Below are 24,476 nucleotides of genomic sequence, written 5' to 3'. Positions count from 1 at the left end.
CCCTGCAACGTTCCGGGCCTCGCCGGCGTGATGTGGGTGTGGGAGGTGCCGGATGGAGACGCCGGAGTTCGACGAGTGGGTGGCGCAGCGGGGAGCCGCGCTGTTGCGGTTCGCCTACCTGCTCACCCGCGACCACGCGCGCGCCGAGGAGGCCGTGCAGGACGCGCTGCTCGCCGCGTACTCACGGTGGGCCCGGATCTGCCGCGGTCAGGATCCCGAGGCGTACGTCCGCCGGTCGATCGTGAACGCCGACATCTCCCGCTGGCGCCGGTTCCTCCGGCGCGAGACGCCCACCGCGGATCCGGTACAGACGGCGTCCCGGCCCGATCATGCCGACGCCCAGGCGGAGCACGACGCGGTCTGGACGCTTTGTGCGACGTTGCCGACCAAGCAACGAGCCGCCGTCATCCTGCGGTACTACGAGGACCTGCCCGACGCCGAGATCGCCGGCATCCTCGACTGCTCGCCCGCCACCGTCCGCTCGCAGATCCATCGGGCGCTGGCCACTCTGCGGACCACGCTGACCACGGCCGAGGAGGCCACCTGAGATGGACGCTACCGAAGACCTGATCGTGGAAAGCCTGTCGAAGCACGCGGTGGATGCGCCGTCGGACGAGCACCTGCTGTCGACTGTCCAGCACCGCCTGCGCCGCCGCCGTACCGGTCGCACCATCGGCGCCGCCGTGCTGGCCTGCGCGGCCGTCGCGACCGCGATCACCGCGAGCCACTCGCTCACGGGCGAACTCCGAACCGACCCGCAGGTCGCCCGGCCCGGCACACCCGAGTCCGGCTGGCACTGGGAGTCGTACAAGACCGCGCAGGTCCAGGTCCCGGACTCGTGGACGCAGTACATCTCCGGGCCGGCACCTTGTACGACGTTCGGCAATGCTGCGCTTCCCACCATCGGACGGTTCAACGACTGGCTCGGGAAGAGTTCCTACACGTGCGAGGACGCCGTACTCCCGCTGGGGCGGCGTGCGCCGTACCTGTGGTTCAACGACGTCCAGGCGCCTGGGACCAAGCAGTACGACGCCGGCTGGACCGAGGAGACCCGATTGGTCGGCGGCACCAAGATCAGCGTGCTGACCCAGGACGACGCGCTCCGCCGCCGCATTCTGGACTCGGCCCGCCCGATCACCGGCACGGACTACTACGGCTGCTCGCCGACCGACCTCGGACCGAGAGGCACAGGCCTGAATGCGAAGGACACGATCACGTCGGCCAACATCTGTGAGTACTGGCATGGCTCGCTGGTCTCGGGATCCCGGCTCGCCGCCAAGCCCGCCGGGGCGTTCGCGCAGCGAGTCAACGCCTCACCGGAAGGTCCACAGCCGGCCCGTTTCGCGGGGTGCAGACAGCCCGACCAGCGGATCTACGTCGTCACGCTGCACGGCCGCGAGAAGTCCTACCCGGTGTGGCTCATCGCCGACTACTGCACCGTGGACCACTCCTTCCCGACCGACGACGGCACCACCCAACGCCGCGCCGACGCCATCACCCTCGACCTGATCAGGCAGGGCGTCCATCACCCCAACCAACCCAGCGACCTCTTCGACCCAGCCGGTCCCCTCACTCCCTCACCGCGGTGAACGCTGAACCTCACGACATCCCAGGGCTGACGACGGGCAGCCCGATCGCCTTCGCGGTGGCCAGGAGCCGACGGTCGTAGGTGACGAAGGCAGTGAGATCGTCGCCCAGCACGGCGTCCGCCGTCGCGAGGTGGATCGAGTCCAGCGAGCGGATCCACGGGTCCTGATAGGAGGCCGCAGTGCTGCGCACCGTCTCGTCGACGTCATACACGGAAACGTGGGCCAGGACGGATGGGGCGGATGCGAGAAGGGCCGGCTCAGATCGCCGGAGGGCACGAGGCAATTCCACTTCCACCAAAGCCGACGAGACGAAGATCCGATCGACTTGCTCGTTGAGCCAATCGACGAGCTCGTCCGACGCGGCCTCACGTCGGACGAGCTTCACCAACGCCGCTGTGTCCAGGTAAATCATCAGTAGCGCTCCTCGTCACGCATCTGCTCCAAGAGTGCACCGGCCTCGTGATCGGTCCGCACCTCGCCCTTCGGTCGTGAGAAGGCTCTAGTCAGCCGAGCCGGCCGGAAACTCCCTGTGGCGAGCAGCCACGCCGTTGGCGATGCCTCAGCTGGCACCAGTCGCGCGACGACCACGCCGCGTTCGGTGATGTCGATCTCCTCGCCCTGCTTGACCCGGGCCAGCACCCGGGCCGTCTCCTGGTTCAACATCCGGATCGGAACTTCAGCCATGGCCTCAGAATAGTACATATTTGTCTGACACCCACCTTCGTTTTGGTCGCCAGAGAAGGTACGGGTGTTTCGATCCGGATCAGCCCTTGTCCACAGGGCTATTTCGACTGATAGGCCCGGACGTAGTCGATGTCGAAGGAGTTGGGGAACGGGGTGGTGGCGTCGGGTGGGCCGCCGCGGTCGGGGTTGGCCCAGGTGCCGCTGTTGAGGACGACGTACATCGGTTTGTCGGGGACCTGGGCGCCGGTGATGGTCGACGTTGGTCTGCCGTCGACGGTGAAGGTGATGCGGCCGGGTGACCACAGCACGCCGTACGTGTGCCAGCCGGTCGTGGGATTGAGTCCGGTCGCCCAATGGCTGTCCCAGCGGACGTCCGGCCAGGTGCCCGACGCCAGGCCGCTGTGCATGCTCTCGATACTCCCGAACCATTCGGCGACGTCGATCTCCGGCGGCCAGCTGCGGTCCTGCGGAATCAGCCAGAACGCCGGCCACAACCCCTTGCCGGCCGGGAACTTCGCGCAGATCTCCCAGTACCCGTACGTCTGGAAGAACTTGTCGTGCGAGGAGATGAACCCCTCGGTGTACTGGTAGGTCCCGGCCGGATCCGTGCCGACCACCGGCTTGTTGTCGGTCACCAGCCGCAACTTCCCATCGGACAGCACAACGTTCTCGTCGACGGCGTAACTCCCGTACGACGTGTTGTGGAAATGCCCGCCCGCCCGTCCGGGGAAGTCCATCACCGTGCTCCACGACCGCCGGTCCAACGCCTGCCCACCGAACTCGTCGTGCCAGCTCAACCGCATCCCAGCAGGTCGCTGCGGCGCCGACGTACACGTTGGACTCGCCGCCTGTGCGTGGGCGGGAACGCTGGTGAGGCTTGCCGCGAGCAACAGCACGGCAGCGCCGATGATTCGTAGTCTCATCATTTGATCCCTGACGTCGAGAAGCCGCTGACGAAGCGGCGTTGCATGAACAGGAAGAGGATCAGGACGGGGAGGACGTACATGACGGCACCGGCGGCGACCAGGTTGTTCATCGGGAGACCCTTGTCGTTGACGTAGCCGGTGGCCATCGCCACAGCCAGGGTCGTGCTGTCTTGGCTGAGGAACATGGCCGGGCCGACGAAGTCACCCCAGGCGTGCGTGAAGGAAAGGATCACGCTGGCCGCGATCACCGGCCAGGACTGCGGCAGGAAGATCCGCCAGAAGATCCCGACGTACCCGCAGCCGTCGATGATCGCGGCCTCCTCCATCTCCCGCGGGATGCCGGCGAAGAACTGCCGGAACAGGAAGATCAGGAACGCGCTGCCGCCCAGCCCCCACGCGACCCACGGCCAGTACGTGTTGACCATGTGCAGCTTCGCGAAGATCAGGTACGTCGGAACGAGTGTGACGATCCCCGGCAACATCATCGTCGCGAGCAGCACGACGAACAACTGCTTCTTGCCGGGCGCGGTCAGCCGCGCGAACCCGAATCCGACCCAGGCCGAGCTCAGTGTGGTCAACGTCGTGCTGATGAACGCGATGGTCAGCGAGTTCTGCGCGGCGCCGAGGAAGTTCACGCTGGTGATCGCCTCGGTGTAGTTCTCGAACCGCGGCTGCGACGGCCACCAGGTCGGCGGGAACGACGCCATGTCCGCCGACGACTTCAGCGAACTCGACACCAGCCACAGGATCGGGCTGATCATCACCAGGACGACAGCCAGCAGTACGAGGGACAGCGCCCACCGGTAGGTCCGCGTCATTTCGAGGTCCCTTCCGGTTCGACGGTGTAGAAGACGGTCCGGGCGCTCACCTTGATGATCAGCAGGGTGACGAGCAGGATCACCGCGAACAGCAGCCACAACATCGCCGACGCGTAGCCGAAGCGGGACGCGCTGAAGTACTGGGCGAAGACGTGGATCATGTACAGGTAGTTGCCCTGAGGCACCGCACCGGCGCCGCTGAGCGAGCCCGACGACAACAGCAACGGTGCGAACGACTGCAGCGAGCCGATCATGCCGGTGATCACCTGGAACAGAATCACCGGCGACAGCAGCGGGATGGTGATCCTGGTGAACGACTGCCAGTACGACGCCCCGTCGACCTGCGCGGCCTCGAGCAGCTCCCGCGGAATGTCCTGCAATCCCGCCAGCGAGATGATCATCGATCCGCCGCAGCCCCACAGCACCAGGGCATACAGCACATAGCGGACGTTCGGATCCACCAGCCAGGTGATCGGGTTCGCACCGAGGGTGCTCAGGATGCCGTTCGCCGCGCCGGCGTCGCGGTCGAAGATCAACCGGAACGTCAGGGCCGCTCCGACCGGCGGCACGACGGCCGGCAGATAGATCAGCGCCCGGTACAGCCCCCGCGCCCGGATCGGCTGGTTCACCATCACCGCCAGGAGCAGCCCGGCCAGGATCGACAACGGAACGGTGACGAGCGCGAACATGCCGGTCTTGGCGAGCGAGCTCAGGGTCAGCGGGTCGTGGAAGATGTCGACGTAGTTCTGGAAGCCGACGAAGTGCGTCCGGGGCGACAGGCCGTCGGAGTCCGTCAGGCTGAGCCAGAACGCATACCCGAGCGGGAACACGGTCAGGCCGACGAACCCGAGAACCCACGGCGCGACGAACAGGTAGAAGGTGCGCGCCTTGCGCAGGGTCGGCGGCTTCTTCTTCCGGTCCGGGCGCTCGACCGCGGCCTCCGCGACGGTGGAACGCCGTACGTCGGTCAGAGCGGAGCTCACCGCAACCGCTTCTTTCCGTCCGCGAGTTGCGCGTTGATCTGCGAGTTCAGCGTATCGGCGAACTGACCGGCCGACATCGAGCCCTTGATTGCCTTGGGCAACTCCCGGGTGATGACCGCGTTGATCGCGTCCTGCCGGACGTACGGTGTGACGGACGTGACCGAGAAGTGCTGCTGCTCGGCCATCTGCACCTCGTAGGCCTGCTTCTGGTACGGCAGCTTCTGCGGCATCAGCTTCTGCAGCGACTTGAGTGGTGGGATGCCCCAGCCGCCGGCCGCCCGCGCCTTGGCAGGGTCGCCGGCCATGAACCACTCCAGCACGGCCCAGGCGGCGTCCTTGTTCTTGCTCGCCTTGGGGATCCACAAGCCGGTCGCGCCGAAACATGGACTGATCCGCCGGCCGGTGTCGAACTGCGGCGCCGGCGCGAAGCCCGCGACCTTGGCGGACTTCGGGTCGCCGGCGAACAGGCCACCGAGCCAGTAGCCGCTGAGCGTGGCCGCCATCCGGCCGGCCTGGAAGGTCGGGCCGTCCCAGCCGTTCGGGTCGGGGTTGAGCACGGTCGGCCCGATGCCCGCCTTCGCGTAGTCCAGGTACCAGGTGAGCGCACGCTGCGCCTCCGAGCTGCTGAAGTCGACCGAGGCCAGGTCGTCGGACGTCAGCTTCCCGCCGGCCAGGTCTGTCAGCCAGCTCAGCTGCGTGAACAGGCCCAGCCCGTTCGGGTTCAGGCCGTAGACGCTGACCTTGGCGCCCTGCCGCTTCACCAAGCGCTTGCCCTCGTCGAGCAGCTCGTCGAGCAGCAGCGGCGTCGTCGCACTCGGATGGGTCACTTTCGCCTGGTCGAACAGCGCGCTGTTGAACCAGATCGTGCAGTCCTGCGAATAGTCCTTTGCGAAGCCGTACCGCGGACCACTGCCCTGCTTCTCGCCGTCGAACCGCCAGAGGTCGTTGACCGGGTCGATGTCGTCGGCCTTGATCAGCGTGCTCTTGGCGAAGTACGGATCCAGGTTCTCCGCCACCTGCCGCGCCACCAGGTACGGCGTGTCGAGCGCACCCATGCCCCGGACCACGTCCGGCGGGTTGCCGCTGGCCAGCATCGCGGTCAGCTTGGTCAGGTCGTACTCGACGGTCTTCACGGTGACACCGAGCGCCTGCCCGGCGGCCTTCGCCTCCTTCGGGCCGAACTCGCCCGACTGCGACATGACGGTCACAGTGCCCTTGGCGGCCGAGCCCGTGCCGGGAGCGGCGGCCGGAGTATTCGTGGAGGACGCGGGTGAGCAGCCCACCGCCAGCGCACCGCCGGCGGCCGCGCTGCCGAGCGCCAGGAACCGGCGGCGGGAGAGCCCTGCGTTCGTTGTGGTCATGGCCAGCCTCTCAATCGGATGTCTCGGGGTCGAACAGCCGGCAGACCGGGCCGGAGGAGGGGCCGGCCCGGTCCGCCAGGGCTTCGCTGTCGTCTTCAGGTCGATAGCCCAGCTCGTGCCGGGCGGAGGTGGTGTCCCAGTAGTTGCGGGTGTTCGCGGACACACCGAAATGCACGCCGTACCGCTCTCGCGCCTGCAGGGCGGCGAGCATCAGCCGGCCGGCGTCGTCGTCGGACAGCCACTGCCCGAGGTAGCGCCGTTCGGTCGGCGGCCAACCGGTCAGTCCCAGACGAAGGCAGGTGACCGATGTACCGGTGCGCTCGGCATGGGTCCGGCCGAGTGCCTCCAGGACGACCTTGCCCAGTCCGTACGGACAACACGGGCGCGGGTCGAGCCGTGGATCGACAGGCCAGTACTGCGGCCGGTTGTACTCACCCAGCGCGTGCAGCGAACTGGCCAGCACCAGCTTCGGTACGGCGTGCGCCGCGGCGGCCTCGAGTACAACCTGGGTCGTCCACACGTTGGCGGCGTACACGCTGTCCCACGTCTGCCAGGGACTGCTGTTCCCGGCCAGGTGCAGGACGGCGTCAGCTCCGGCCAAGGCGTCGCGGGTCTCTTCTGGATCGCCCAGGTCGGCCTGCACGAGCCCGGCAGTTCGCCGCGCCGGTACGGCGCTGTCGATCAGCCGCACCCTGTAGTGCTTGCGCAGCCACGGCAGTACGACCGTGGCGACGCGCCCCAGTCCGCCGGTCACCACCACCAGCGGCGCGTTGTCGAGCTCAGCGTCCATGTCGTTCGTCCGGTCGCCGGGCCCGGGGTGGTCCCCGGGCTGTGGCAGGAATTGTTCGAGCATTTCGCCGTTTGTGTCAAGAGTGTGAACGCAGTTTGTCAGTTTTGTTGACGGCGGTTCGGAGTTCGTCAATACTTTTCGTCGTGGCTGCCAAGGACACCGGATCTCTACGAGCGCTGCGGCGCACGAACTCCGAACGGATGCTGTCCGCGCTGATGGAGCACGGAGCACTGCACCGGGCGGAGCTGGCGCGGATCTGCGGTGTGTCCCGGACGACGGTGTCGACGATCGTGGCCGACCTGATCACCGGCGGCGTGGTGATCGAGGTGGTCGGCGACCAGGTCGCGCGGGCCGGTATCGACGCGTCCGAGGTCGACGGCCGGGCTCGTGGCTTCCTGCGGGCCAACCCGGCGGCCGGCGCGGCCTCCGGCCTCGACTTCACCCTCGAACGCGTCTGGTGCCATCTCACCGACCTGTCCGGCGAGACGCTGGCCAGCGACGGCGTCCGCGTGGGTCGGGACACCCCGTGGCAGGAGCGGCTCGCGGCCGGGATCGAGCTGCTCGACGGCCTGCTGGAGCAGACCGGTCGCGGTCGCGACAACCTGGTCGGCGTCGCGATCGGCGTGCCCGGGCCGCTCGACCTGCAGACCGGTGTGGTCGGTCCGTCGCTGCCCGGTCAGGCCTGGGCGGGGGTGAACGTCGCGGCGGAGTTCGGCCGGCGTCTCGACGTACCGGTGCTGGTGGAGAACAACACGCGGCTGGAGGCGGTGGCCGAGTTCACCTGGGGCGCGGGGCGGGACGTTCGCGACGTGCTCTATCTCGGGTTGTCGACCGGGATCGGGTCCGGGTTGCTTGTCGACGGCAACCTTCATCACGGCGGCGCCCGCGGTGGCGGCGGCGAGATCGGCCACCTGTCGGCGGACTCGAACGGTGCGCTCTGCCCGTGCGGGAATCGCGGCTGCCTGGTGCACTACGCGTCGCTTCCCGCCGTACTCACGGCTCTCGCGCCGGTGCTCGGCGAGGACGCCGGTCTCGAGGAGTTGCTCGCAGCCGCCGCCGACGGTCAGCCGGAAACCGTGCAGGTGCTGCGTGATGCCGGTGAGCTGACCGGGCGGGTGCTCGCGAACATCTGCAACCTGCTGAACCCGGAGCGGATCATCGTCGGCGGCGAGCTCGCGCGGGCCGGCGACCTGATCCTGGATCCGATCCGCGCCACCCTGCGCCGTACGGCGATGGCACTCACCCGCGATGTCGACGTCGTCGCGGCCGAGCTCGACCTCGGCGCCCGCGCCGGTGCGTCCGGCGCCGCCGCCCTGGTGCTGCGCCAGACCGACCAACTGGTCGCCGCGCTCCTGTCCGCCCCAGACCGGCAACCGAATGAGGCAATGTGAAGATCGTCGGATACGAGACGTTCCTGGTGGCGCCGCGGTGGCAGTTCCTGCGGATCGACACCGACGAAGGGATCAGCGGGTGGGGTGAGCCGATCGTCGAGGGCCGCGCCGAGGCCGTCCAGGGCGCGGTCGCGGCCCTGATGGAGCACCTGGTCGGCGCGGATCCGCTGCGGATCGAGGAGCACTGGCAGGTGATGGCGAAGGGTGGCTTCTACCGCGGCGGTCCCGTGCTGTCGAGTGCGCTCGCCGGGATCGACCAGGCGCTGTGGGACATCAAGGGTCGGTACCACGAGGTCCCTGTGCACGAGTTGCTCGGCGGGCCGGTCCGGGATCGGGCGCGCGTCTACACGTGGGTCCACGGCCGCGACAACGCGCAGCTGGTCGACGAGGCCGAAGCCAAGGTGGAGAAGGGCTTCACGGCCCTCAAGCTCAACCTGTCCGAGGCGCTGCCGCCGATCCCCTCGCCTGCTCAGCTCCGGGCCGCGGTGAGCCGGGTCGAGGCGTTGCGCGACGCACTCGGTGACGGTATCGACATCGCGCTCGATTTCCACGGCCGGTTCAGTACGGCGGCGACGCGGCAGATCCTGCCCCTGCTCGAGCCGCTGCTGCCGATGTTCGTCGAGGAGCCGGTGCTGCCCGAGTTCGCCCGCGACCTGCGCCGGATCACCGAATCGACCAGCATCCCGATCGCCACCGGCGAGCGGTTGTTCTCCCGCTGGGATTTCCGCGACGTGCTGACCACCGGCATCGCGGTCGCGCAGCCTGACATCTCGCACGCCGGCGGCATCTCCGAAGTACGCCGGATCGCCGCGATGGCCGAGGCGTACGACGTGAGCGTCGCCCCGCACTGCCCGCTCGGGCCGATCACGCTGGCCGCGAGCCTGCAACTCGACTTCGCGATCCCGAACTTCCTGATCCAGGAGCAGAGCCTCGGCATCGAGTACGGCGGCGGCAACGCGCTGCTCGACTACCTGGTGGATCCGAACGTCTTCGCGTTCACCGACGGGCATGTGCAACGCCCCACCGGTCCGGGCCTGGGCATCCAGGTCAACGAGGACGTCGTACGGGCAGCCGCCGCGGAGCCGCATCGCTGGCGATCACCCGTGCTGCGGCACGACGACGGATCCTTCGCGGAATGGTGAGCGCCTCGACCCCGCCGATGGGGTGGAACAGCTGGGACTGCTTCGGCACGACGGTCACCGAGGCCGAGGTGCTCGCGAACGCGCAGGTGATGCACGACCAGTTGCTGCCGTTCGGGTGGGACACGGTCGTCGTGGACATCGCCTGGTACGACCCGACCGCCCGATCGCACGGCTACAACGAGAATGCACCGGTCGTCCTGGACGACTACGGCCGCCAACTGCCGGCGCCGCTGCGGTTCCCCTCGGCCGCGGGCGGCGCCGGCTTCGGGCCGTTGGCCGCGAAGGTGCACGAGCTCGGGCTGAAGTTCGGGTTGCACATCATGCGCGGCATCCCGCGGCGGGCGGTCGAGCTCGACCTGCCGGTGTACGGGACGCAGTGGACGGCGCGGGAGATCGCGGATCCCGATCACGTCTGCGCGTGGAACCCGGACAATCTCGGGCTGAACCATGACCATCCCGGCGCGCAGGCGTACTACGACGCCCAGGTCGCGCAGTTCGCCGAGTGGGGTGTGGACTTCGTGAAGGCGGACGACATGCTCGCGCCGTACCACGATCGCGAGATCGCGGCGTACGCGCAGGCGATCGCACGGAGCGGGCGGGACATCGTCCTGTCCTTGTCACCCGGCACGCGGTTGTCGACGCATCACGTCGAGCATCTGCGTGCCAATGCACAGCTCTGGCGGATCTCCGACGACTTGTGGGACCGGTGGGAGGACGTGCACGCGCAGTTCGCGCGACTGGCACGGTGGGCGCCGTTCCAGCAGCCCGGCGGCTGGGCGGACGCGGACATGCTGCCACTCGGCCACATCGGCATCCGCGCCGAACGCGGCGACGACCGCGACAGCCGCCTCGCCGTCGACGAACAGAAGACCCTGCTCACCCTCTGGGTCATGGCCCGCTCTCCGCTCATGATGGGCGGCGACCTGCCCAGCACATCCCCGGAAACCCTTGCCCTGTTGAAGAACCCGGCCCTCGCCGAGCTGCTCACCATGTCGTACAACGGCCGCGAAATCATCCGCGAACCACTGGACGACGGGGAGCTGATCGTCTGGACCGCACAAGGCGACAACTGCTCCTACGCAGCACTGTTCTGGACCGGAGCCGCGCCTCGAGAGGTTCTGCTTCCTGCCGAACTTCCCACCCCGTCGCACGACCTGTGGACCGGCACACCCACGACCGAGCGCGTGCACGTCGTCCCTGCGCACGGTGTTTGCTGGCTCAAGCTCAGCTCAGCGCTGTGAGGTTCGAGTTCGTGTCCGGGGCGATCCCCGATCCACCCCGGACACGAACTTCGACCGGACCTACTTGTAGACGACCCACAGCTCGTAGTCGTCGCCCGGAACAGCCGAGCCGTTGATGCACTTGTACTTCGTCCACTTGGCGCCGGCGGCACCGGCTGCGTGGCAGTCCGACTGCCAGAAGAAGTCACCGACGTACTCCCAGTTGTCGGCGGCAACAGCTGTCGAGGTCGTCGTGGCCACCGGAGCGTCGACCGCCTGGGCCGCCGGTACGGCGAGGCCACCCGCCGCGATCGCTCCGCCGGCCAGGACACTGTAGAAAACCCTGCGAATGTTCATGATCCGTACCTTTCGTGGTTGGCTCGAACACTTCGAGAGTGCCGGTCGAACCACGGCAGCCGCACCCCCTTTCGGGCGACCCCGAAAGGAGCGAGACCTATTCGATGAGGGCCGAAAGCAACCACCTGGAGACCGGCCCATCCCCCAATTCCCGAAGGTTCCTCACCCACCGCACCTCGGCGAAGCGCATCAGCGGGGTGGCATGCGGAGGGCGCCGTCCAGGCGGATTGTTTCGCCGTTGAGGAGTTGGTTGTCGAGGATGTGGCGGACGAGGGCGGCGTACTCGGAGGGCCTGCCGAGGCGGGAGGGGTGGGGGACCTGTTGTTCGAGGACTGTGCGGGTTTCTTCGGGGAGGCCGGCGAGCATGGGGGTCTCCATCGTGCCGGGGGCGATCGTGACGACCCGGATGCCCTTGTCCGCGAGGTCGCGGGCGGCGGTCAGGGTCAGTGCGACGATGCCGCCCTTGCTGGACGCGTACGCCGCCTGCCCGACCTGACCGTCGTACGCCGCGATCGACGCGGTCATGATGACGACGCCGCGGTCACCGTCCGCAGAAGGCTCCAGCGCGACCATCCGCTCGGCGGCCAGCCGGAGCACGTTGAAGGTGCCGATCAGGTTGATCTCGATCACCTGCCGGAACGTTGCCAGCGGCAACGCACCCTTCCGCCCGACGACCCGGCCGGGGGTGGCGACGCCGGCGCAGTTCACCACCACCCGCAGCGTGCCGAGCGCCTCCGCCGCGTCGAGCGCGGCGGTCACCGCGGTCTCGTCGGTGACGTCGGTCGGCGCGAACACCACCCGATCACCCAGCTCGTCCGCGACCGCCTTCCCCGCGGACGACGGCAGGTCGACGATCACGACGCCCAGTCCGTCCGCAGCCAACCGCCGTACGGTCGCCTCTCCGAGCCCGGAACCGCCACCGGTGACCAGGGCGACATCGGACGGACTGAACTTCATCAAACGCTCCTCAGCAAATCACGGCTGATCACGAGCCGCTGGATCTGGTTCGTACCTTCGAAGATCTGGGTCACCTTGGCCTCGCGCATGTAGCGTTCGACCGGGAACTCCCGGGTGTAACCGTACCCACCGAGCACCTGCACCGCGTCCGTGGTCACCTTCATCGCCGCGTCGGTGCAGACCAGCTTCGCGATCGCCGCCTGCTGCGTGAACGGCCGACCGAGGTCACGCCGGCGTGCGGCCTGCAGGTACGTCGACCGCCCGGACTCGACCGCGGCCGCCATGTCGGCGAGCAGGAACTGCACGCCCTGGAACTCCGCGATCGCCTGCCCGAACTGCTGCCGCTCCTTCGCGTACGTCGCCGCAGCTTCGAGCGCCGCCTGCGCAAGGCCGATCGCACACGCGGCGATCCCGAGCCGTCCGGAGTCCAGCGCGGACAGCGCGATCCGCATGCCCTGCCCTTCGGAGCCGATGAGGTTCGCGGCCGGGACCCGGACGTTGTCGTAGTTGACCAGCGTGGTGGTCGACCCGGTCAGGCCCATCTTCCGCTCCGGGGCGCCGAAGCTCAGCCCCTCGGCCGACGCGGGCACGTGGAACGCGGAGATCCCGTGCGTGCGCTCGTCGGAGGTCCGGGCGAAGGTGGTGTAGAAGTCGGCGTGCGAGCCGTGACTGATCCAGGCCTTGGTCCCGTTCAGGACGTAGTCGTCGCCGTCCCGGACGGCCCGCGTGGTCATCGAGCTGATGTCGGAGCCGGCCTGCGGCTCGGACAGCGCATACGCACCGAGGTGCTCGCCGCCGATCATGTCCGGCAGCAGCTGCTGGCGCTGCTCGGCGGTCCCGAACGTCGCCAGGGCGTAGGTGGTCATCGTGTGCACCGAGACACCGACGCCGACCGACATCCAGGCAGCGGCGATCTCCTCGAGCATCTGCAGGTACACCTCGTACGGCTGCTCGGCGCCGCCGTACTGCTCCGGATAGGGCAGGCCGAGCAGACCGGCCTTACCGAGCGTCCGGAACGCGTCCCGCGGGAAGGTCTCGCTCTCCTCCGCCTGAGCGGCGTACGGCGTGAGCTCGTGCTCGCACAGGTCGCGGACCAGGGCGAGCAGGTCAACGGATTCGTCAGTAGGCAGGAGACGATCGACAGCCATCAGGCACCCCTCTCAACAGCTGACGAAATGATACTCGTAACGATACTGAAGCACGCAACTCAGTATCGTTCTATGCTGTCTCGATATGACAACAGTCGTTCCGGGGCGGCGGACCCGCCGGCAGTCCGAGCTGCTCGACCGACTCCTGTCCCTGTTCCTCGAGCAGGGGTTCAGCCGGTTCACCCTGGACGACCTGGCCGCCGAGCTGCGCTGCAGCAAGACGACCCTCTACGCGCTGGCGCCGAGCAAGGAGCAGCTCGCCGTCGAGGTCGTGAAGCACTACTTCAAGAACGCCACCGCGCAGGTGGAGTCGGCGGTGGCCCGGCAGACCCGGCACGACCGGCGGATCGCGGCGTACCTGAACGCGGTCGCGGACGCGCTCCGGCCGGCCAGCCGGACCTTCCTCGACGACGTGGCGACCTTCGCGCCGGCCCGGTCGGTGTACGAGCGGAACACCCGGATCGCCGCCGAGCGGGTCCGGACGCTGATCGAGGACGGCATCAACAACAAGATGTTCCGGCAGGTCGATATCGCGTTCGCGGCCGAGATGATCGCGCACACCATGCAGGCGATCCAGCGCGGCGACATCGCCCGCCGTACCGGGCTGAACGACGCCGAGGCGTACCGCGAACTGGCCTCGTTCGTACTGCACTCCCTGCGCCTCGACTGAACCGCCCGGCCCTTTAGGGTGGGGAAACCGTCCTCTTGCTGCCATACCGCGCATCAGCGCCGTACGCCCCGGAAGGCTGATCCTATGAAAACTCTCCGACGAACCGCGGCCATGGTGGCGGCTGCCGCTCTCGCCCTCACCGCCGCTGTGCCGGCCGGGGCCGATCCGGTGAAGCCGCCCCGCCTCTCCGCCAAGGCGATCACCAAGACGCTGAACGACCAGATCCACACTCCTGGTACGGCGTGGATGACACGGCCGGACGGCACCGTGCTGGTGTCGTACGACCCCACGGTCACCGGTACGAAGCTGAGCAAGCTGACCGGCCTGACCAAGCAGCTCGGGTCGAACGTCAAGCTCGAGAAGCTGCCCGGCAAGCTGCAGAAGTACATCAGCGGCGGCATGGCGACGTACGGCGGCGAGTACAAGTGCAGCGTCGGCTTCAACGTGCAGCGACGCGGCAAGTACTACTTCCTCACTGCCGGTCACTGCGGTGTCGACGCGGCCCGCTGGTACCAGGATCCGGGCCACAAGGTGTTCACGGGCGCGGTCCACCACGCCAGCTACCCGTGGAACGACTACGCCCTGGTCGTGTACCGCACCGACATCCCGCTGAAGGTGCCGGGCGGCAGCGTGTACCTCTACAACGGGCACTCGCAGGACATCACCCGGGCGATGACACCGGGTCTCAACCAGTTGGTGTACCGCTCAGGTGCCACCAGCGGCCTGCACAGCGGCCGCGTGACCGGGCTCAACGCGGTCGTGAACTACGGTGACGGGCGCGTGGCCGGCCTGATCCGCACCAACGTGTGCGCGGAGCCCGGCGACTCGGGCGGTCCGCTGTTCTACCGGCAGTGGGCGTTCGGCCTGACCTCCGGCGGTTCGGGCGACTGCACCTCGGGCGGCGTGACCTACTTCCAGCCGGTCGTGGAAGCCCTCAACGCGTACGGGGTCTACATCTACTGAGCGGAGGTTTCCCCTACGCTCTGAGATTGTCTGAATACTCAGGGAGAGAATGGGTAGGACTGCTCACGGTTAAGTCAAGGACGCCCCGCCCCGACGGCGTCCTCATCGTGAGGAGGCTTCAACCATGAATCTGTCCCCGCTCCGCCGTACCACCGCACTCCTGGCCGCGGCCGGGCTTGCCGCCGCCGGACTTCTGGCAACGCAGGCCTCGGCCGCACCGGTCAATCCGTCCACCCTGTCCGCCGCCGCGATCACGTCCACGCTCGTCAAGGACGCGACGATCCCGGGTACGGCGTGGCAGACCGACCCCGACGGCCGGATCATCGTGTCGTACGACGAAACCGTCACCGGCGCGAAGATGTCGAAACTCACCAGCGTCACCAAGCAGTTCGGCGACCGGATCAAGCTCGAGAAGATGTCCGGCAAGCTGACGAAGTACATCGCCGGCGGCGACGCCATCTACGGCGGGCAGTACCGCTGCTCGCTCGGCTTCAACGTGCGCAGCGGCAGCACGTACTACTTCCTGACCGCAGGACACTGCGGGAACATCGCATCCAGCTGGTACTCGAACTCCAGCAAGACCACGCTGCTCGGCACGACGTACGGGTCGAGCTTCCCGGGTAACGACTACGCGATCGTGAAGTACAGCACGTCGTACACGAACCACCCCGGGACCGTGGACCTCTACAACGGTTCTTCCCAGGACATCACGTCCGCCGGCAACGCCTACGTCGGCCAGGCGGTCAAGCGCAGTGGCAGCACGACCGGTGTGCACAGCGGCTCGGTGACCGCGACGAACGCCACGGTGAACTACGCCGAGGGTTCCGTCTCCGGCCTGATCCGGACCACGGTGTGCGCGGAAGGCGGCGACTCCGGCGGCGCACTGTTCGCCGGCTCGGTGGCCCTCGGCCTCACCTCCGGCGGCTCCGGCAACTGCTCCTCCGGCGGCACCACCTACTTCCAGCCCGTCACCGAAGTACTCTCCCGCTACGGCGTGAGCGTCTACTGATCCAGACATGACTGTGGGGCCGGGGAGATCTTCCCGGCCCCACACTCGTGTTCAGCTCGCGCGGCGGCGGGAGATTTCGTAGAGGGTTACGCCGGCGGCGATGCCGGCGTTGAGGGATTCGGTGGCGCTGGTCATCGGGATCGAGACGATCAGGTCGCAGTTCTCCCGGACCAGGCGGGCTAGCCCCTTACCCTCGGAGCCGATGACCAGGACGATCGGCTCGGTGGCGGCCTCGAAGGACGGGAGGTCCACGGCGCCGTTCATGTCGAGGCCGATGACCAGGAGGCCGGCGTCCTTGTAGGACTTGAGGGCCCGGTTGAGGTTGCCAGCGCGGGCGACCGGGATCCGGGCCGCGGCGCCGGCCGAGGTCTTCCAGGCCGAGGCCGACATCGACGCGGTACGGCGTTCCGGTACGACGACGCCGTGCGCCCCGAAGGCCGCGGCGGATCGCGTGATCGCGCCGAGGTTGCGGGGATCGGTCACGCCGTCGAGCGCGACGATCAGCGGCACCTCGCCGGCGGCGTGCGCCCGGTCGAGCAGGTCGTCCGGGTGCGCGTACTCGTACGGCGGGATCTGCAGCGCGACGCCCTGGTGCGAGCCGCCCGCGGTGACCCGGTCGAGCTCCGCGCGCGGCACCTCGAGCACCGACACCCCGGTCTCGACCGCGACCAGCAACGCCTCGCGCAGCCGGGCGTCCCGTTCGGTGCCCTCGGCAACGTGCAGGGCCGCGGCCGGTACGCCGGCCCGCAGCGCCTCGACCACCGGGTTCCGCCCGTACACCCACTCGACCGCGGAGTCGTTGTCCTTGCGCGCCGCCGGGCGGCGGGTGCGTTCGCGCTCCTTGGCCCGCTCGGCCGCCTTCGCCCGCTTGTGCGCCGGGTGCTTGACCCGGTCCACGGCCTTCGGCGTCGGCCCCTTGCCCTCGAGTCCGCGGCGGACCCGCCCGCCGGACCCGGCCGTCGGGTTCCCCCGCGGCTTCTTCCGGATGGCGCCCTTGCGCTGGCTGTTGCCTGGCACGTCAGTTTCCTTCGTCGGTGGTAGTGGTCGCGAGGGACCAGCGTGGCCCCTGCGGAGTGTCCTCGACGACGACGCCGAGCGCCTTCAACCGGTCGCGGACAGCGTCCGCGGCGGCGTAATCCTTGCGTGTGCGTGCGGCCTGCCGCTGCTCGAGCAGCGCCTTCACCAGGCCGTCGACCACCTCGGTGAGCTCGTCGCTGCCGCCGGCCCGCGACACCCACGGCTCGGCCAGCGGGTCCAGCCCGAGCACGCCGAGCATCCCGCGCACCGACGCCAGCACCTCGCGTAGCGCCTCCGAGTCGCCGTCGGCCACCAGCTTGTTGCCGTCGCGCACGGTGTTGTGCAGTACGGCGATGGCGGCCGGCGTACCCAGGTCGTCGTTCATCGCGGCCACGAAGTCACCCGGCAGCTCGCGGTCCGGCTCGACGCCACCGGTCACCTCGACGGCCCGGGTCACGAAGCCCTCGATCCGCTGGAAGCTCTTCGCGGCCTCGTCGAGCGCCTCGAACGAGAACTCGACGACCGAGCGGTAGTGCGACTGCACCAGGTAGTACCGCAGCTCGATCGGGCGGACCCGCTCGACCACGTTCCGCACGACGGCGCTGTTGCCCATCGACTTCGACATCTTCTCGCCGGCCGTGGTGACGAGCGCGTTGTGCATCCAGAACCGGGCGAACTTCTGCCCGACCGCGGTCGACTGGGCCAGCTCGTTCTCGTGGTGCGGGAACCGCAGGTCCAGGCCGCCGCCGTGGATGTCGAACTCGTCGCCGAGGTACTTGCCGGCCATCGCGGAGCACTCGATGTGCCAGCCAGGGCGGCCGCGGCCCCACGGCGCCGGCCAGGAGGCGGTCCGCGGCGTGGCGTCGGTCCACCCCTTCCAGAGCGCGAAGTCACGCGGGTCCCGCTTGCCGCGCGGGTCCGCGTCCTCGGCGGCTTCCATGTCCGCGATCTTCTGGTGCGACAGAGCGCCGTACGACGGCCAGGACTGCACGTCGAAGTAGACGTCACCGGATCCGTCCGGAGCGACGTACGCGTGCCCGCGCTCGATCAGGTCGGCGATCATCTCGAGCATCTCCGGGATGTGCCCGGTGGCGCGCGGCTCGTACGTCGGCGGGCGGCAGCCGAGCACGTCGTACGCCCAGTGCAGCTCACGCTCGAACTCGTAGGCGTGCGCCCACCACGGGATACCGCGGTCGGCCGACTTCGCGAGGATCTTGTCCTCGATGTCGGTCACGTTCGCGATCACGGTGACCTCGTAGCCGGACCGCTCCAGCCAGCGCCGCAGGACGTCGAAGACCACTTCCTTGTAGATGTGCCCGACATGCGGGGCACCCTGCACCGTCAGCCCACAGTGGTAGATCCCGACCTTGCCCGGGTGGACCGGCTCGAAATCTCGCACTGCTGCTGTTGCGGTGTCGTACAAGCGAAGTGTCACCGGTCAAGGGTAACGGGAGGTGACGTCGGTAAATAATCACCGAACAAACCGCTGTAAGGGTTGGTTCTTGCCGGATGCGGGTAAGACCATCGCCGAGCGCTCTGTCCGCCCCTCATCGCTCTGGAGGAAACCGTGAAGTCCGCCCTTTTCACGGGTGCCGCCGTCGCTCTTGGCCTGATCCTGGCCTCGACCGGCTCCGCCCAAGCAAGCTCCACCCCTCAGCCCACCGCACAAGCCCGCCAGCACGGCATCACCAAGGCCGGCGACGCTTACATGGGATGGACGAACAACACCACCACGACCAGCGCCGCGCCCACCGACATGGGGATCACGGCGACCGTCGAAGGCATCGACGTGTCCAGTCACCAGGGCAACGTCGACTGGGCCTACTGGTGGGGTCAAGGCAAGCGGTTCGCGTACGTGAAGGCGACCGAAGGCACGTCGTACAAGAACCCGTACTTCGCCCAGCAGTACAACGGGTCCTACAACGTCGGCATGATCCGCGGCGCGTACCACTTCGCGCTGCCGAACAACTCCAGCGGCGCGACGCAGGCGAACTACTTCGCCAGCAGCGGCGGCGGCTGGTCCCGTGACGGCAAAACGCTGCCGGGCGCACTCGACATCGAGTACAACCCGTACGGCGCGACCTGCTACGGACTGAGCCAGTCCGCGATGGTCAGCTGGATCCGGGACTTCGTCAACACCTACAAGTCCCGCACCGGACGCGACGCGGTCATCTACACCAACTACAACTGGTGGAGCACCTGCACCGGCAACTCGACCGCCTTCAGCTCGACCAACCCGCTCTGGGTCGCGCGCTACTCCTCCACCGTGGGGACGCTGCCCGGCGGCTGGCCGTTCTACACGTTCTGGCAGTTCACCTCGTCGCCGATCGACCAGAGTCACTTCAACGGCGACATGTCCCGGCTGACAGCGCTGGCGAACGGATAACTGGTTGCCGCGGTCGCATAGTCTCGATCGGTGACCTACTCACTGCCGATCGAGACTGACCGCCTGACCCTTCGACGCTACGTCGAGAACGACTACGACGACCTGTTGAAACTGCAGTCGAACCCTGACGTCACACGTTTTCTGCTGTACGACGTGCGGACGCCGGAGCAGGTCAAGGAGGCCCTCACCGGCCGGCTGGCCGATGTCCCGATGGACACCGACGGTCAAGCGCTCACCGTCGCGGTGATCCTGCGGGACACCGGTCAGCACTTGGGTGAGGTGACGCTGTTCATGAACAGCGTGGAGCACCGCACCGGCGAGATCGGGTACGTCTTCCACCCGGAGTCGCACGGCCACGGGTACGCCGCCGAGGCGTCGGTCGAGCTGCTGCGGCTCGGGTTCGAGGAGCTCGGCCTGCACCGGATCATCGCGCGGCTCGACGCCCGCAACACCGGCTCGGTGAAACTGCTGGAGCGGCTCGGTCTGCGCCAGGAGGCGCACTTCGTGCAGAACGAGTACCTCAAGGGCGAATGGACCGACGAACTGGTGTTCGCGATGCTCTACAGCGAGTGGGACAAGCGTTCGTAAGTTTTTGTCCACGGCACGCCGTCTTGATGACAGCAACTGCCGCCCGGACTACCGTCGGAGTATGACTTCCGCCCGTTCTGTCACCGCGCTGGTTCTCGGTGTGGTTGTGCTCAGCGCCGGCAGCTTGCCGAGCGAAGCCGTGAAGGTCTCCCCTGCACGGCAGGTCGCCTACCGAACCTGGACATCCAGCGCCGACTTCCTCGCCGGCCAGCAGTCCGGCACCACGGTCGCCGACGGCGCCCTCAGGTTCGGCACGGCGACCGGCTCCACGTCGTACGTCGACCCGTTCGGCGACGGCACCGCCAAGTCCTACGACCAGACCAGTTGGGTCTCGCCGCAGGTCAGCACCGGCTTCGGGCTGACCGAGCTGGTCGCGTCCTGGAACGCGACCACCCCACCGGGCACCTGGGTCGAGGTGTCGATGGCAGGTACGACGAACCTCGGCACGACCACCAAGTGGTACGTGCTCGGCCGCTGGTCCAGTGGGGATGACACTGGAGCCGGCGACATCCACCGGACCTCGGTGCCCAGCCAGGGCGACGCCAACGGATCCGTTGCCGTCGACACCTTCCAGTCCGCCACAGGTCAATGGCTCGACCGCTGGCAGCTCAAGGTCACCCTGTACCGGCTGAGCGGTACGACGCAGTCGCCCGTGGTCCGGTCCGTCGGAGCGATGGCCTCCCGGCTGCCGTCCGACAAGAAGGTTGCCGTCAGCCCCCTCGGCGGCGCGGAGGGCATGGTCCTCGACGTACCGACGTACTCGCAGGAGACGCATGTCGGGCAGTACCCGCAGTGGGACGGCGGCGGTGAGGCGTGGTGCTCGGCGACGTCGACCGCGATGGTGCTCGACTACTGGGGCGCCGGACCGACCGCGGCCGAAACCGCGTGGGTGGATCCGTCCTACTCCGATCCGCAGGTGGACCACTCGGCGCGGTCCGTCTTCGACTACGCGTACGACGGCGCGGGCAACTGGCCGTTCAACACGGCGTACGCCGGAACACGCGGGCTCGACGCCTTCGTCACGCGGCTACGGTCCCTGACCGAGGCCGAACAGTTCATCAAGGCCGGCATCCCACTGGTCGCGTCGCTGTCGTTCAAGAAGAGCGAGCTACCCGGTGCGGGCTATGGGACCAACGGGCACCTGATGGTGATCGTCGGGTTCGACCAGAGCGGCAACGTGATCGTCAACGATCCTGCGTCCCACCTGATCGCGAGCAACGACCAGGTGCGGACGACGTACGACCGGGAAGCCTTCGAGAACGCGTGGGTGCCGCACTCGGGCGGGCTCGTCTACGTGATCCACCCCGAAGGCACACCGTTGCCGACGCCAACGGATCCCCAGCACAACTGGTGACAGACGACAGGGCCCGCCACGCCGGGGCGGCGTGGCGGGCCCTGTTCACTGCGGTGATCAGCGGGCGAAGAGTGCGCCCGTCAGGTTGGTGGTGAGGTTGCGGAGCGAGTCCGGCAGGTACTGCAGGTGCCATCCGCTCGGGCCGCGGTACCAGGTGAAGCCCTCGTCCGCTTCGTCCGGCGTGGAGTCGGTCGCGACCAGAGCGTCGATCCAGCGGTCCGAGCCGCCGAGTACGACGGCGTACGGCAGAGCGCGCGAGCAGAGCTCGGCGTGCTGGTCGGTCGGCAGCTCGCTGACATCCATCTCCAGCAGCTCACCGCGGATCGCCGCGACCTGGCCGAGCACACGGCCGGCGGCCGGGGCCTTGGCCGGCATGTAGCGGCCGACCACGAGCAGGCCGACGCCGACCAGCGTGATCGCGAGGCCGAGCAGGCCCCAGGTCGACAGCAGCGCCAGCAGGACGGTCGCGATGACGCCGACCACAGTGGTCACGATGCCGATCGTTGCCCACAGCGACCGAGTGCGGTCCGGGCGCTCGGTGAACCAGCCGCGCTTGACGACACCGTCGTACAGGGCGTCCTGGACCTGGGCGAGGTTCGCCCGGACCTGCTTGCCGAGCTCGGAGACCAGCACCGAGTCGGCGTCGCCGAAGATCGCGCGGATCAGGACGTTCTCGTAGCGCTGCAGCTCCTCCGCCGGGGCGTTGGAGACCCGGCGCAGTTCCCAGTCCGGCCGTGCGAACTCGGTGCTGTGCTCGAGCTCGACGATCTGGATGTGACCGCGAACGGCCAGGTCGATGATCGTCGCGGTCACGTCGACCGGGTCGATCCGCTCGTCGATCAGCGTGCCGACCTCACCGGGCCGCAGGTCCGACGGCGGCGTGAAGTCGATCCGCGTGTCGGCGCCGAGGCTGAACAGCGACGCCGGTACGACGCGCCGCGGGTCGACCTGGTCCCGGCCACGCAGCCGGTACAGCACGAACAGCGCGATCGCGCCGAGCAGCAGCACCGCCAGCGCCGTGATCAGCTGCGCCGCGTCGGTGGAGAAGGCCCGCTTGAAGGTGTGCCGGTACTCGATGATCGAGTTGTCCGCGATCTGGCCCTTCGGGAAGCCGACCGCCATCTTGACCGTGTTGCCCGGCGGCAGCGCGGTCTGCTGGAAGGTCGGGCCGGAGGTCTCGCCGATCTGCGCGAGCGTGCACGGGATGTTGCTGTCGATCGGTCCGGCGAAGCAGGAGACGTGCGAGACCTCGGGGACGCTGAAGACGATGTTCGCGGTCTGGATCGGGAGGTTGATCCCGGTCAGCGGCGCGAACCGCACCTCGGTCCCGTCCAGGGTCTTCGCGACCGCGCCCTTCACGGTGTAGGTGACGTCGAGTTGCGTCGTCGCGCCGCTGATGTCCGGTACGGCGATCGACGTGACGTCGCCCTCGGTCTTCAGCTCGGCCTTCTTGTCCTGGCCGCCCACCTTGACCTGCAGGTCGCCGATCTCCTGGACGTGGTCGATGTCGTCCGGCAGGTGGTCCCGCGTGACGACGAACCGGGTGAAGGTCCCGGTGACATTGCTGAGCTTCCAGGTCTCGGCGACCCGGAGCAGACCGTCACGCTCGACGCGGACCTGGCTGTCGTAGTTGGTCACCACCGGGTCGGCGGCGGCGCTGGTTGCGTCCGCGCCGGCCGCACCGGCTGGGACAGTGGACAGGCCGAGCAGGCCGAGGGCACACAGGGATAGCCCGAGGAGACGTAGACGCATCGCCCAATCACACCGTAGAAAGAGGGTCAGGTTGACACGGGGCACGATAGCGTCTGCGGAGTGTCAGGCAACCAATGGGGACCGGGACCCGGACAATTCGGCCCGCCACCACAGCAGGGTTACCAGGGTGGGCCTCCGCCTCCTCAGTACTCCATGCCCCCGCAGTACTACGCTCCCCCGCCGCCGCCCGGCCCGCAGTACGGATGGGGTCCGTTGCCGCCTCAGCCGCGGAAGAGGTCCGGCGGTACGGCGCTACTGGTCGTCGCAGTGCTAGCGGTGGTCGCGGCCGGCGGCGTGTTCCTGGCAGTGAAACTCACACAGGGCGGCGGCGACGGACCTGCCACAGCCGCACCGGTCGCCACGGAGTCAGCGACCCCTGAGCCGACTACAGCTCCGAGTAGCGTCCCGCCTCCTCCGCCAACTGCCGCTCCGCGGCCCACGCGGACAACCAGGACCACGACGAAGGTCACGCCGCCGAAGCCGGCGCAGACCGTGAACCCGGCGACGTACAACGCGACCCACCGGCTGTACAAGACCGGTGTCATGCGGACCGTGAACTGCAAGCAGGCGAAGACTGGTCTCGGCAACGGCTCGCAGTCGCTGGCGTACTTCAAGACGATCAAGACCTGCCTGGACCGGGCCTGGCCGAAGCAGGTCGCAGCGTCCGGCGGCCCGTTCCGGTCACCCGGTCTGGTCGTCTGGGGCGGTTCGGTGAACACACCGTGCGGTGGCGGCGTCGGGCGCTCGTTCTACTGCCCGACGACGCACACCATTTATATGGAGTCGCCGTCGATCGTCTCGTTCTACAAGCAGAACCCGACGTTCGGCCGGATGGTCGGCACGTTCACCATGGCCCACGAATACGCGCACGCGGTGCAGTGGATGACCGGGCTCGGCGTGGCCTACACAAGGCTCCGGTACGACGCTTCTGCCGCAGGAGCGTTGCAGCTGAGTCGCCGGCTCGAACTGCAGGCCTCCTGTCTCGGCAACGTGTTCCTGGGTGCCAACCGCAACAGCTACGGCATCACCGGATACGCGTACCAGATGTGGCTGTACGACGTGAACAACAGCGGCGATCGTCCGCCGTACCCGCGGGACCACGGCAGCACCACCAACCACGGAGCCTGGAGCCGGGCGGCCTTCCAGAGCCGCAATCCGGCCAGCTGCAACACCTGGTCGGCCTCACCTGCCCGGGTAAGTTGAGCCCTGGCTCCGGTAGCGTCCTGGGTGTGTCAGGCAACCAATGGGGACCTCCTCCGGGGCAGCAGTACCCGCCGCAGCAGCCACCTCCGCCCTGGCAGCAGGGACTGGGTTTTCAAGGGCCTCCTTTTCCGGGGCCGGGGCAGCCTTTCCACGGGCAGTCGTTCCAGG

26 protein-coding genes are annotated in these 24,476 nt (G+C 68.2%); 12 read left to right on the top strand and 14 right to left on the bottom strand.

Features of this window, described 5'->3' with window-relative positions; all coding sequences use genetic code 11:
• Positions 1–52 precede the first annotated feature (52 nt).
• On the top strand, positions 53–547 hold the full coding sequence (locus EV137_RS22650; protein ID WP_134003371.1) for a SigE family RNA polymerase sigma factor: 495 nt from the start codon (positions 53–55) through the stop codon (positions 545–547).
• 1 nt (position 548) lies between these two features.
• Complete coding sequence (locus EV137_RS22645; RefSeq protein ID WP_134130632.1) at positions 549–1,589, top strand: hypothetical protein; 1,041 nt, start codon at positions 549–551, stop codon at positions 1,587–1,589.
• 10 nt (positions 1,590–1,599) lie between these two features.
• Here the strand turns inward: EV137_RS22645 and EV137_RS22640 are convergent, their stop codons facing one another.
• The 8 genes from EV137_RS22640 to EV137_RS42040 form a co-directional block, all read right to left on the bottom strand.
• Positions 1,600–2,001: a type II toxin-antitoxin system VapC family toxin gene (locus tag EV137_RS22640; RefSeq protein ID WP_134130631.1), complete on the bottom strand. Its 402-nt coding sequence runs from the start codon at positions 1,999–2,001 to the stop codon at positions 1,600–1,602.
• Positions 2,001–2,273, bottom strand: coding sequence for a type II toxin-antitoxin system Phd/YefM family antitoxin (locus EV137_RS22635; protein WP_133787274.1), 273 nt, complete (start codon positions 2,271–2,273; stop codon positions 2,001–2,003). The genes EV137_RS22640 and EV137_RS22635 overlap by 1 nt, the downstream gene beginning before the upstream one ends.
• A gap of 98 nt (positions 2,274–2,371) precedes the next feature.
• Complete coding sequence (locus EV137_RS22630; RefSeq protein ID WP_166679972.1) at positions 2,372–3,196, bottom strand: glycoside hydrolase family 16 protein; 825 nt, start codon at positions 3,194–3,196, stop codon at positions 2,372–2,374.
• Positions 3,196–4,017 carry a carbohydrate ABC transporter permease gene (locus EV137_RS22625; protein WP_133787272.1) on the bottom strand — a complete coding sequence of 274 codons (822 nt, stop codon included), beginning with the start codon at positions 4,015–4,017 and terminating at the stop codon, positions 3,196–3,198. The genes EV137_RS22630 and EV137_RS22625 overlap by 1 nt, the downstream gene beginning before the upstream one ends.
• A complete protein-coding gene (locus EV137_RS22620; protein WP_134003364.1) occupies positions 4,014–5,000 on the bottom strand; it encodes a carbohydrate ABC transporter permease in 987 nt (328 codons plus the stop codon). The genes EV137_RS22625 and EV137_RS22620 overlap by 4 nt, the downstream gene beginning before the upstream one ends.
• The gene (locus tag EV137_RS22615) at positions 4,997–6,361 is read right to left on the bottom strand and encodes an ABC transporter substrate-binding protein (RefSeq protein ID WP_134130629.1); all 1,365 of its coding nucleotides are present in this window, start codon (positions 6,359–6,361) and stop codon (positions 4,997–4,999) included. Before EV137_RS22615 ends, EV137_RS22620 begins: the two co-directional genes overlap by 4 nt.
• A 10-nt stretch (positions 6,362–6,371) precedes the next feature.
• Positions 6,372–7,151, bottom strand: a complete 780-nt coding sequence (locus tag EV137_RS22610; RefSeq protein WP_166679971.1) for an NAD-dependent epimerase/dehydratase family protein — start codon at positions 7,149–7,151, stop codon at positions 6,372–6,374.
• A complete protein-coding gene (locus tag EV137_RS42040) occupies positions 7,112–7,231 on the bottom strand; it encodes a CxxxxCH/CxxCH domain-containing protein (protein WP_133787268.1) in 120 nt (39 codons plus the stop codon). Before EV137_RS42040 ends, EV137_RS22610 begins: the two co-directional genes overlap by 40 nt.
• A gap of 63 nt (positions 7,232–7,294) precedes the next feature.
• Here EV137_RS42040 and EV137_RS22605 point away from each other — a divergent pair, with 63 nt between their 5' ends.
• Genes EV137_RS22605 through EV137_RS22595 form a run of 3 tightly spaced genes read left to right on the top strand, consistent with a single transcriptional unit; the run spans position 7,295 to position 10,925 of the window.
• Entirely contained in the window at positions 7,295–8,542 is a 1,248-nt protein-coding gene (locus tag EV137_RS22605) for an ROK family transcriptional regulator (RefSeq protein ID WP_134130627.1), read from the top strand.
• Positions 8,539–9,684 (top strand): galactonate dehydratase, encoded by a 1,146-nt coding sequence (dgoD, locus tag EV137_RS22600; protein WP_134130626.1) that lies wholly within the window; start codon positions 8,539–8,541, stop codon positions 9,682–9,684. The genes EV137_RS22605 and dgoD overlap by 4 nt, the downstream gene beginning before the upstream one ends.
• Positions 9,678–10,925 (top strand): alpha-galactosidase, encoded by a 1,248-nt coding sequence (locus EV137_RS22595; RefSeq protein WP_202871072.1) that lies wholly within the window; start codon positions 9,678–9,680, stop codon positions 10,923–10,925. Before dgoD ends, EV137_RS22595 begins: the two co-directional genes overlap by 7 nt.
• Positions 10,926–10,985: 60 nt before the next feature.
• On the opposite strand, the gene EV137_RS22590 is transcribed toward EV137_RS22595, so the two are convergent.
• From EV137_RS22590 to EV137_RS22580, 3 genes are all read right to left on the bottom strand, one after another.
• Entirely contained in the window at positions 10,986–11,261 is a 276-nt protein-coding gene (locus EV137_RS22590; RefSeq protein ID WP_134130625.1) for a hypothetical protein, read from the bottom strand.
• 189 nt (positions 11,262–11,450) lie between these two features.
• Positions 11,451–12,218 carry a 3-hydroxyacyl-CoA dehydrogenase gene (locus EV137_RS22585; RefSeq protein ID WP_134130624.1) on the bottom strand — a complete coding sequence of 256 codons (768 nt, stop codon included), beginning with the start codon at positions 12,216–12,218 and terminating at the stop codon, positions 11,451–11,453.
• Positions 12,218–13,366: an acyl-CoA dehydrogenase family protein gene (locus EV137_RS22580; protein ID WP_134130623.1), complete on the bottom strand. Its 1,149-nt coding sequence runs from the start codon at positions 13,364–13,366 to the stop codon at positions 12,218–12,220. Before EV137_RS22580 ends, EV137_RS22585 begins: the two co-directional genes overlap by 1 nt.
• Before the next feature lie 85 nt (positions 13,367–13,451).
• Between EV137_RS22580 and EV137_RS22575 the strand changes: the two genes are divergently transcribed.
• From EV137_RS22575 to EV137_RS22565, 3 genes are all read left to right on the top strand, one after another.
• Positions 13,452–14,036 carry a TetR/AcrR family transcriptional regulator gene (locus EV137_RS22575; RefSeq protein ID WP_130383294.1) on the top strand — a complete coding sequence of 195 codons (585 nt, stop codon included), beginning with the start codon at positions 13,452–13,454 and terminating at the stop codon, positions 14,034–14,036.
• Positions 14,037–14,120: 84 nt separating this feature from the next.
• Complete coding sequence (locus EV137_RS22570) at positions 14,121–14,999, top strand: S1 family peptidase (RefSeq protein ID WP_134003346.1); 879 nt, start codon at positions 14,121–14,123, stop codon at positions 14,997–14,999.
• Positions 15,000–15,123: 124 nt separating this feature from the next.
• Complete coding sequence (locus tag EV137_RS22565) at positions 15,124–16,008, top strand: S1 family peptidase (protein ID WP_134130622.1); 885 nt, start codon at positions 15,124–15,126, stop codon at positions 16,006–16,008.
• 51 nt (positions 16,009–16,059) lie between these two features.
• Here EV137_RS22565 and rlmB read toward each other — a convergent pair whose 3' ends face one another.
• Positions 16,060–17,025, bottom strand: coding sequence for a 23S rRNA (guanosine(2251)-2'-O)-methyltransferase RlmB (gene rlmB, locus EV137_RS22560; protein WP_134003342.1), 966 nt, complete (start codon positions 17,023–17,025; stop codon positions 16,060–16,062).
• A 1-nt stretch (position 17,026) separates the two neighbouring features.
• Complete coding sequence (cysS, locus tag EV137_RS22555; protein ID WP_134130621.1) at positions 17,027–18,460, bottom strand: cysteine--tRNA ligase; 1,434 nt, start codon at positions 18,458–18,460, stop codon at positions 17,027–17,029.
• Positions 18,461–18,592: 132 nt separating this feature from the next.
• Between cysS and EV137_RS22550 the strand changes: the two genes are divergently transcribed.
• The 3 genes from EV137_RS22550 (at position 18,593) to EV137_RS22540 (ending at position 21,353) form a co-directional block, all read left to right on the top strand.
• Positions 18,593–19,411, top strand: coding sequence for a lysozyme (locus EV137_RS22550; RefSeq protein WP_238175492.1), 819 nt, complete (start codon positions 18,593–18,595; stop codon positions 19,409–19,411).
• A 30-nt stretch (positions 19,412–19,441) separates the two neighbouring features.
• A complete protein-coding gene (locus tag EV137_RS22545) occupies positions 19,442–19,999 on the top strand; it encodes a GNAT family N-acetyltransferase (RefSeq protein ID WP_134003338.1) in 558 nt (185 codons plus the stop codon).
• Between the two features lie 61 nt (positions 20,000–20,060).
• Entirely contained in the window at positions 20,061–21,353 is a 1,293-nt protein-coding gene (locus EV137_RS22540; RefSeq protein WP_134130620.1) for a C39 family peptidase, read from the top strand.
• Positions 21,354–21,410: 57 nt separating this feature from the next.
• Here EV137_RS22540 and EV137_RS22535 read toward each other — a convergent pair whose 3' ends face one another.
• Positions 21,411–23,105, bottom strand: a complete 1,695-nt coding sequence (locus EV137_RS22535) for a DUF2207 domain-containing protein (protein ID WP_134003335.1) — start codon at positions 23,103–23,105, stop codon at positions 21,411–21,413.
• Positions 23,106–23,258: 153 nt separating this feature from the next.
• On the opposite strand from EV137_RS22535, the gene EV137_RS22530 reads away from it, so the two are divergent.
• Positions 23,259–24,308, top strand: a complete 1,050-nt coding sequence (locus EV137_RS22530; RefSeq protein ID WP_134130619.1) for a neutral zinc metallopeptidase — start codon at positions 23,259–23,261, stop codon at positions 24,306–24,308.
• The last annotated feature ends 168 nt before the right edge of the window (positions 24,309–24,476 follow it).

The sequence above is a fragment of the Kribbella pratensis genome (genome assembly GCF_004366075.1).
Classification (GTDB): Bacteria; Actinomycetota; Actinomycetes; order Propionibacteriales; family Kribbellaceae; genus Kribbella; species Kribbella pratensis.
Note: the sequence above shows the minus strand (reverse complement) of the source record. Positions and strands in the feature narration are given on the sequence as shown.

Excerpts from the sequence above, each read along its gene's own strand:
- EV137_RS22650 (WP_134003371.1), top strand. The coding sequence starts at position 53 with ATGGAGACGCCGGAGTTCGACGAGTGGGTGGCGCAGCGGGGAGCCGCG.
- EV137_RS22645 (WP_134130632.1), top strand. The coding sequence starts at position 549 with ATGGACGCTACCGAAGACCTGATCGTGGAAAGCCTGTCGAAGCACGCG.
- EV137_RS22640 (WP_134130631.1), bottom strand. The coding sequence starts at position 2,001 with ATGATTTACCTGGACACAGCGGCGTTGGTGAAGCTCGTCCGACGTGAG.
- EV137_RS22635 (WP_133787274.1), bottom strand. The coding sequence starts at position 2,273 with ATGGCTGAAGTTCCGATCCGGATGTTGAACCAGGAGACGGCCCGGGTG.
- EV137_RS22630 (WP_166679972.1), bottom strand. The coding sequence starts at position 3,196 with ATGAGACTACGAATCATCGGCGCTGCCGTGCTGTTGCTCGCGGCAAGC.
- EV137_RS22625 (WP_133787272.1), bottom strand. The coding sequence starts at position 4,017 with ATGACGCGGACCTACCGGTGGGCGCTGTCCCTCGTACTGCTGGCTGTC.
- EV137_RS22615 (WP_134130629.1), bottom strand. The coding sequence starts at position 6,361 with ATGACCACAACGAACGCAGGGCTCTCCCGCCGCCGGTTCCTGGCGCTC.
- EV137_RS22610 (WP_166679971.1), bottom strand. The coding sequence starts at position 7,151 with ATGGACGCTGAGCTCGACAACGCGCCGCTGGTGGTGGTGACCGGCGGA.
- EV137_RS22595 (WP_202871072.1), top strand. The coding sequence starts at position 9,678 with ATGGTGAGCGCCTCGACCCCGCCGATGGGGTGGAACAGCTGGGACTGC.
- EV137_RS22590 (WP_134130625.1), bottom strand. The coding sequence starts at position 11,261 with ATGAACATTCGCAGGGTTTTCTACAGTGTCCTGGCCGGCGGAGCGATC.
- EV137_RS22585 (WP_134130624.1), bottom strand. The coding sequence starts at position 12,218 with ATGAAGTTCAGTCCGTCCGATGTCGCCCTGGTCACCGGTGGCGGTTCC.
- EV137_RS22580 (WP_134130623.1), bottom strand. The coding sequence starts at position 13,366 with ATGGCTGTCGATCGTCTCCTGCCTACTGACGAATCCGTTGACCTGCTC.
- EV137_RS22575 (WP_130383294.1), top strand. The coding sequence starts at position 13,452 with ATGACAACAGTCGTTCCGGGGCGGCGGACCCGCCGGCAGTCCGAGCTG.
- EV137_RS22570 (WP_134003346.1), top strand. The coding sequence starts at position 14,121 with ATGAAAACTCTCCGACGAACCGCGGCCATGGTGGCGGCTGCCGCTCTC.
- EV137_RS22565 (WP_134130622.1), top strand. The coding sequence starts at position 15,124 with ATGAATCTGTCCCCGCTCCGCCGTACCACCGCACTCCTGGCCGCGGCC.
- EV137_RS22540 (WP_134130620.1), top strand. The coding sequence starts at position 20,061 with ATGACTTCCGCCCGTTCTGTCACCGCGCTGGTTCTCGGTGTGGTTGTG.
- EV137_RS22535 (WP_134003335.1), bottom strand. The coding sequence starts at position 23,105 with ATGCGTCTACGTCTCCTCGGGCTATCCCTGTGTGCCCTCGGCCTGCTC.
- EV137_RS22530 (WP_134130619.1), top strand. The coding sequence starts at position 23,259 with ATGCCCCCGCAGTACTACGCTCCCCCGCCGCCGCCCGGCCCGCAGTAC.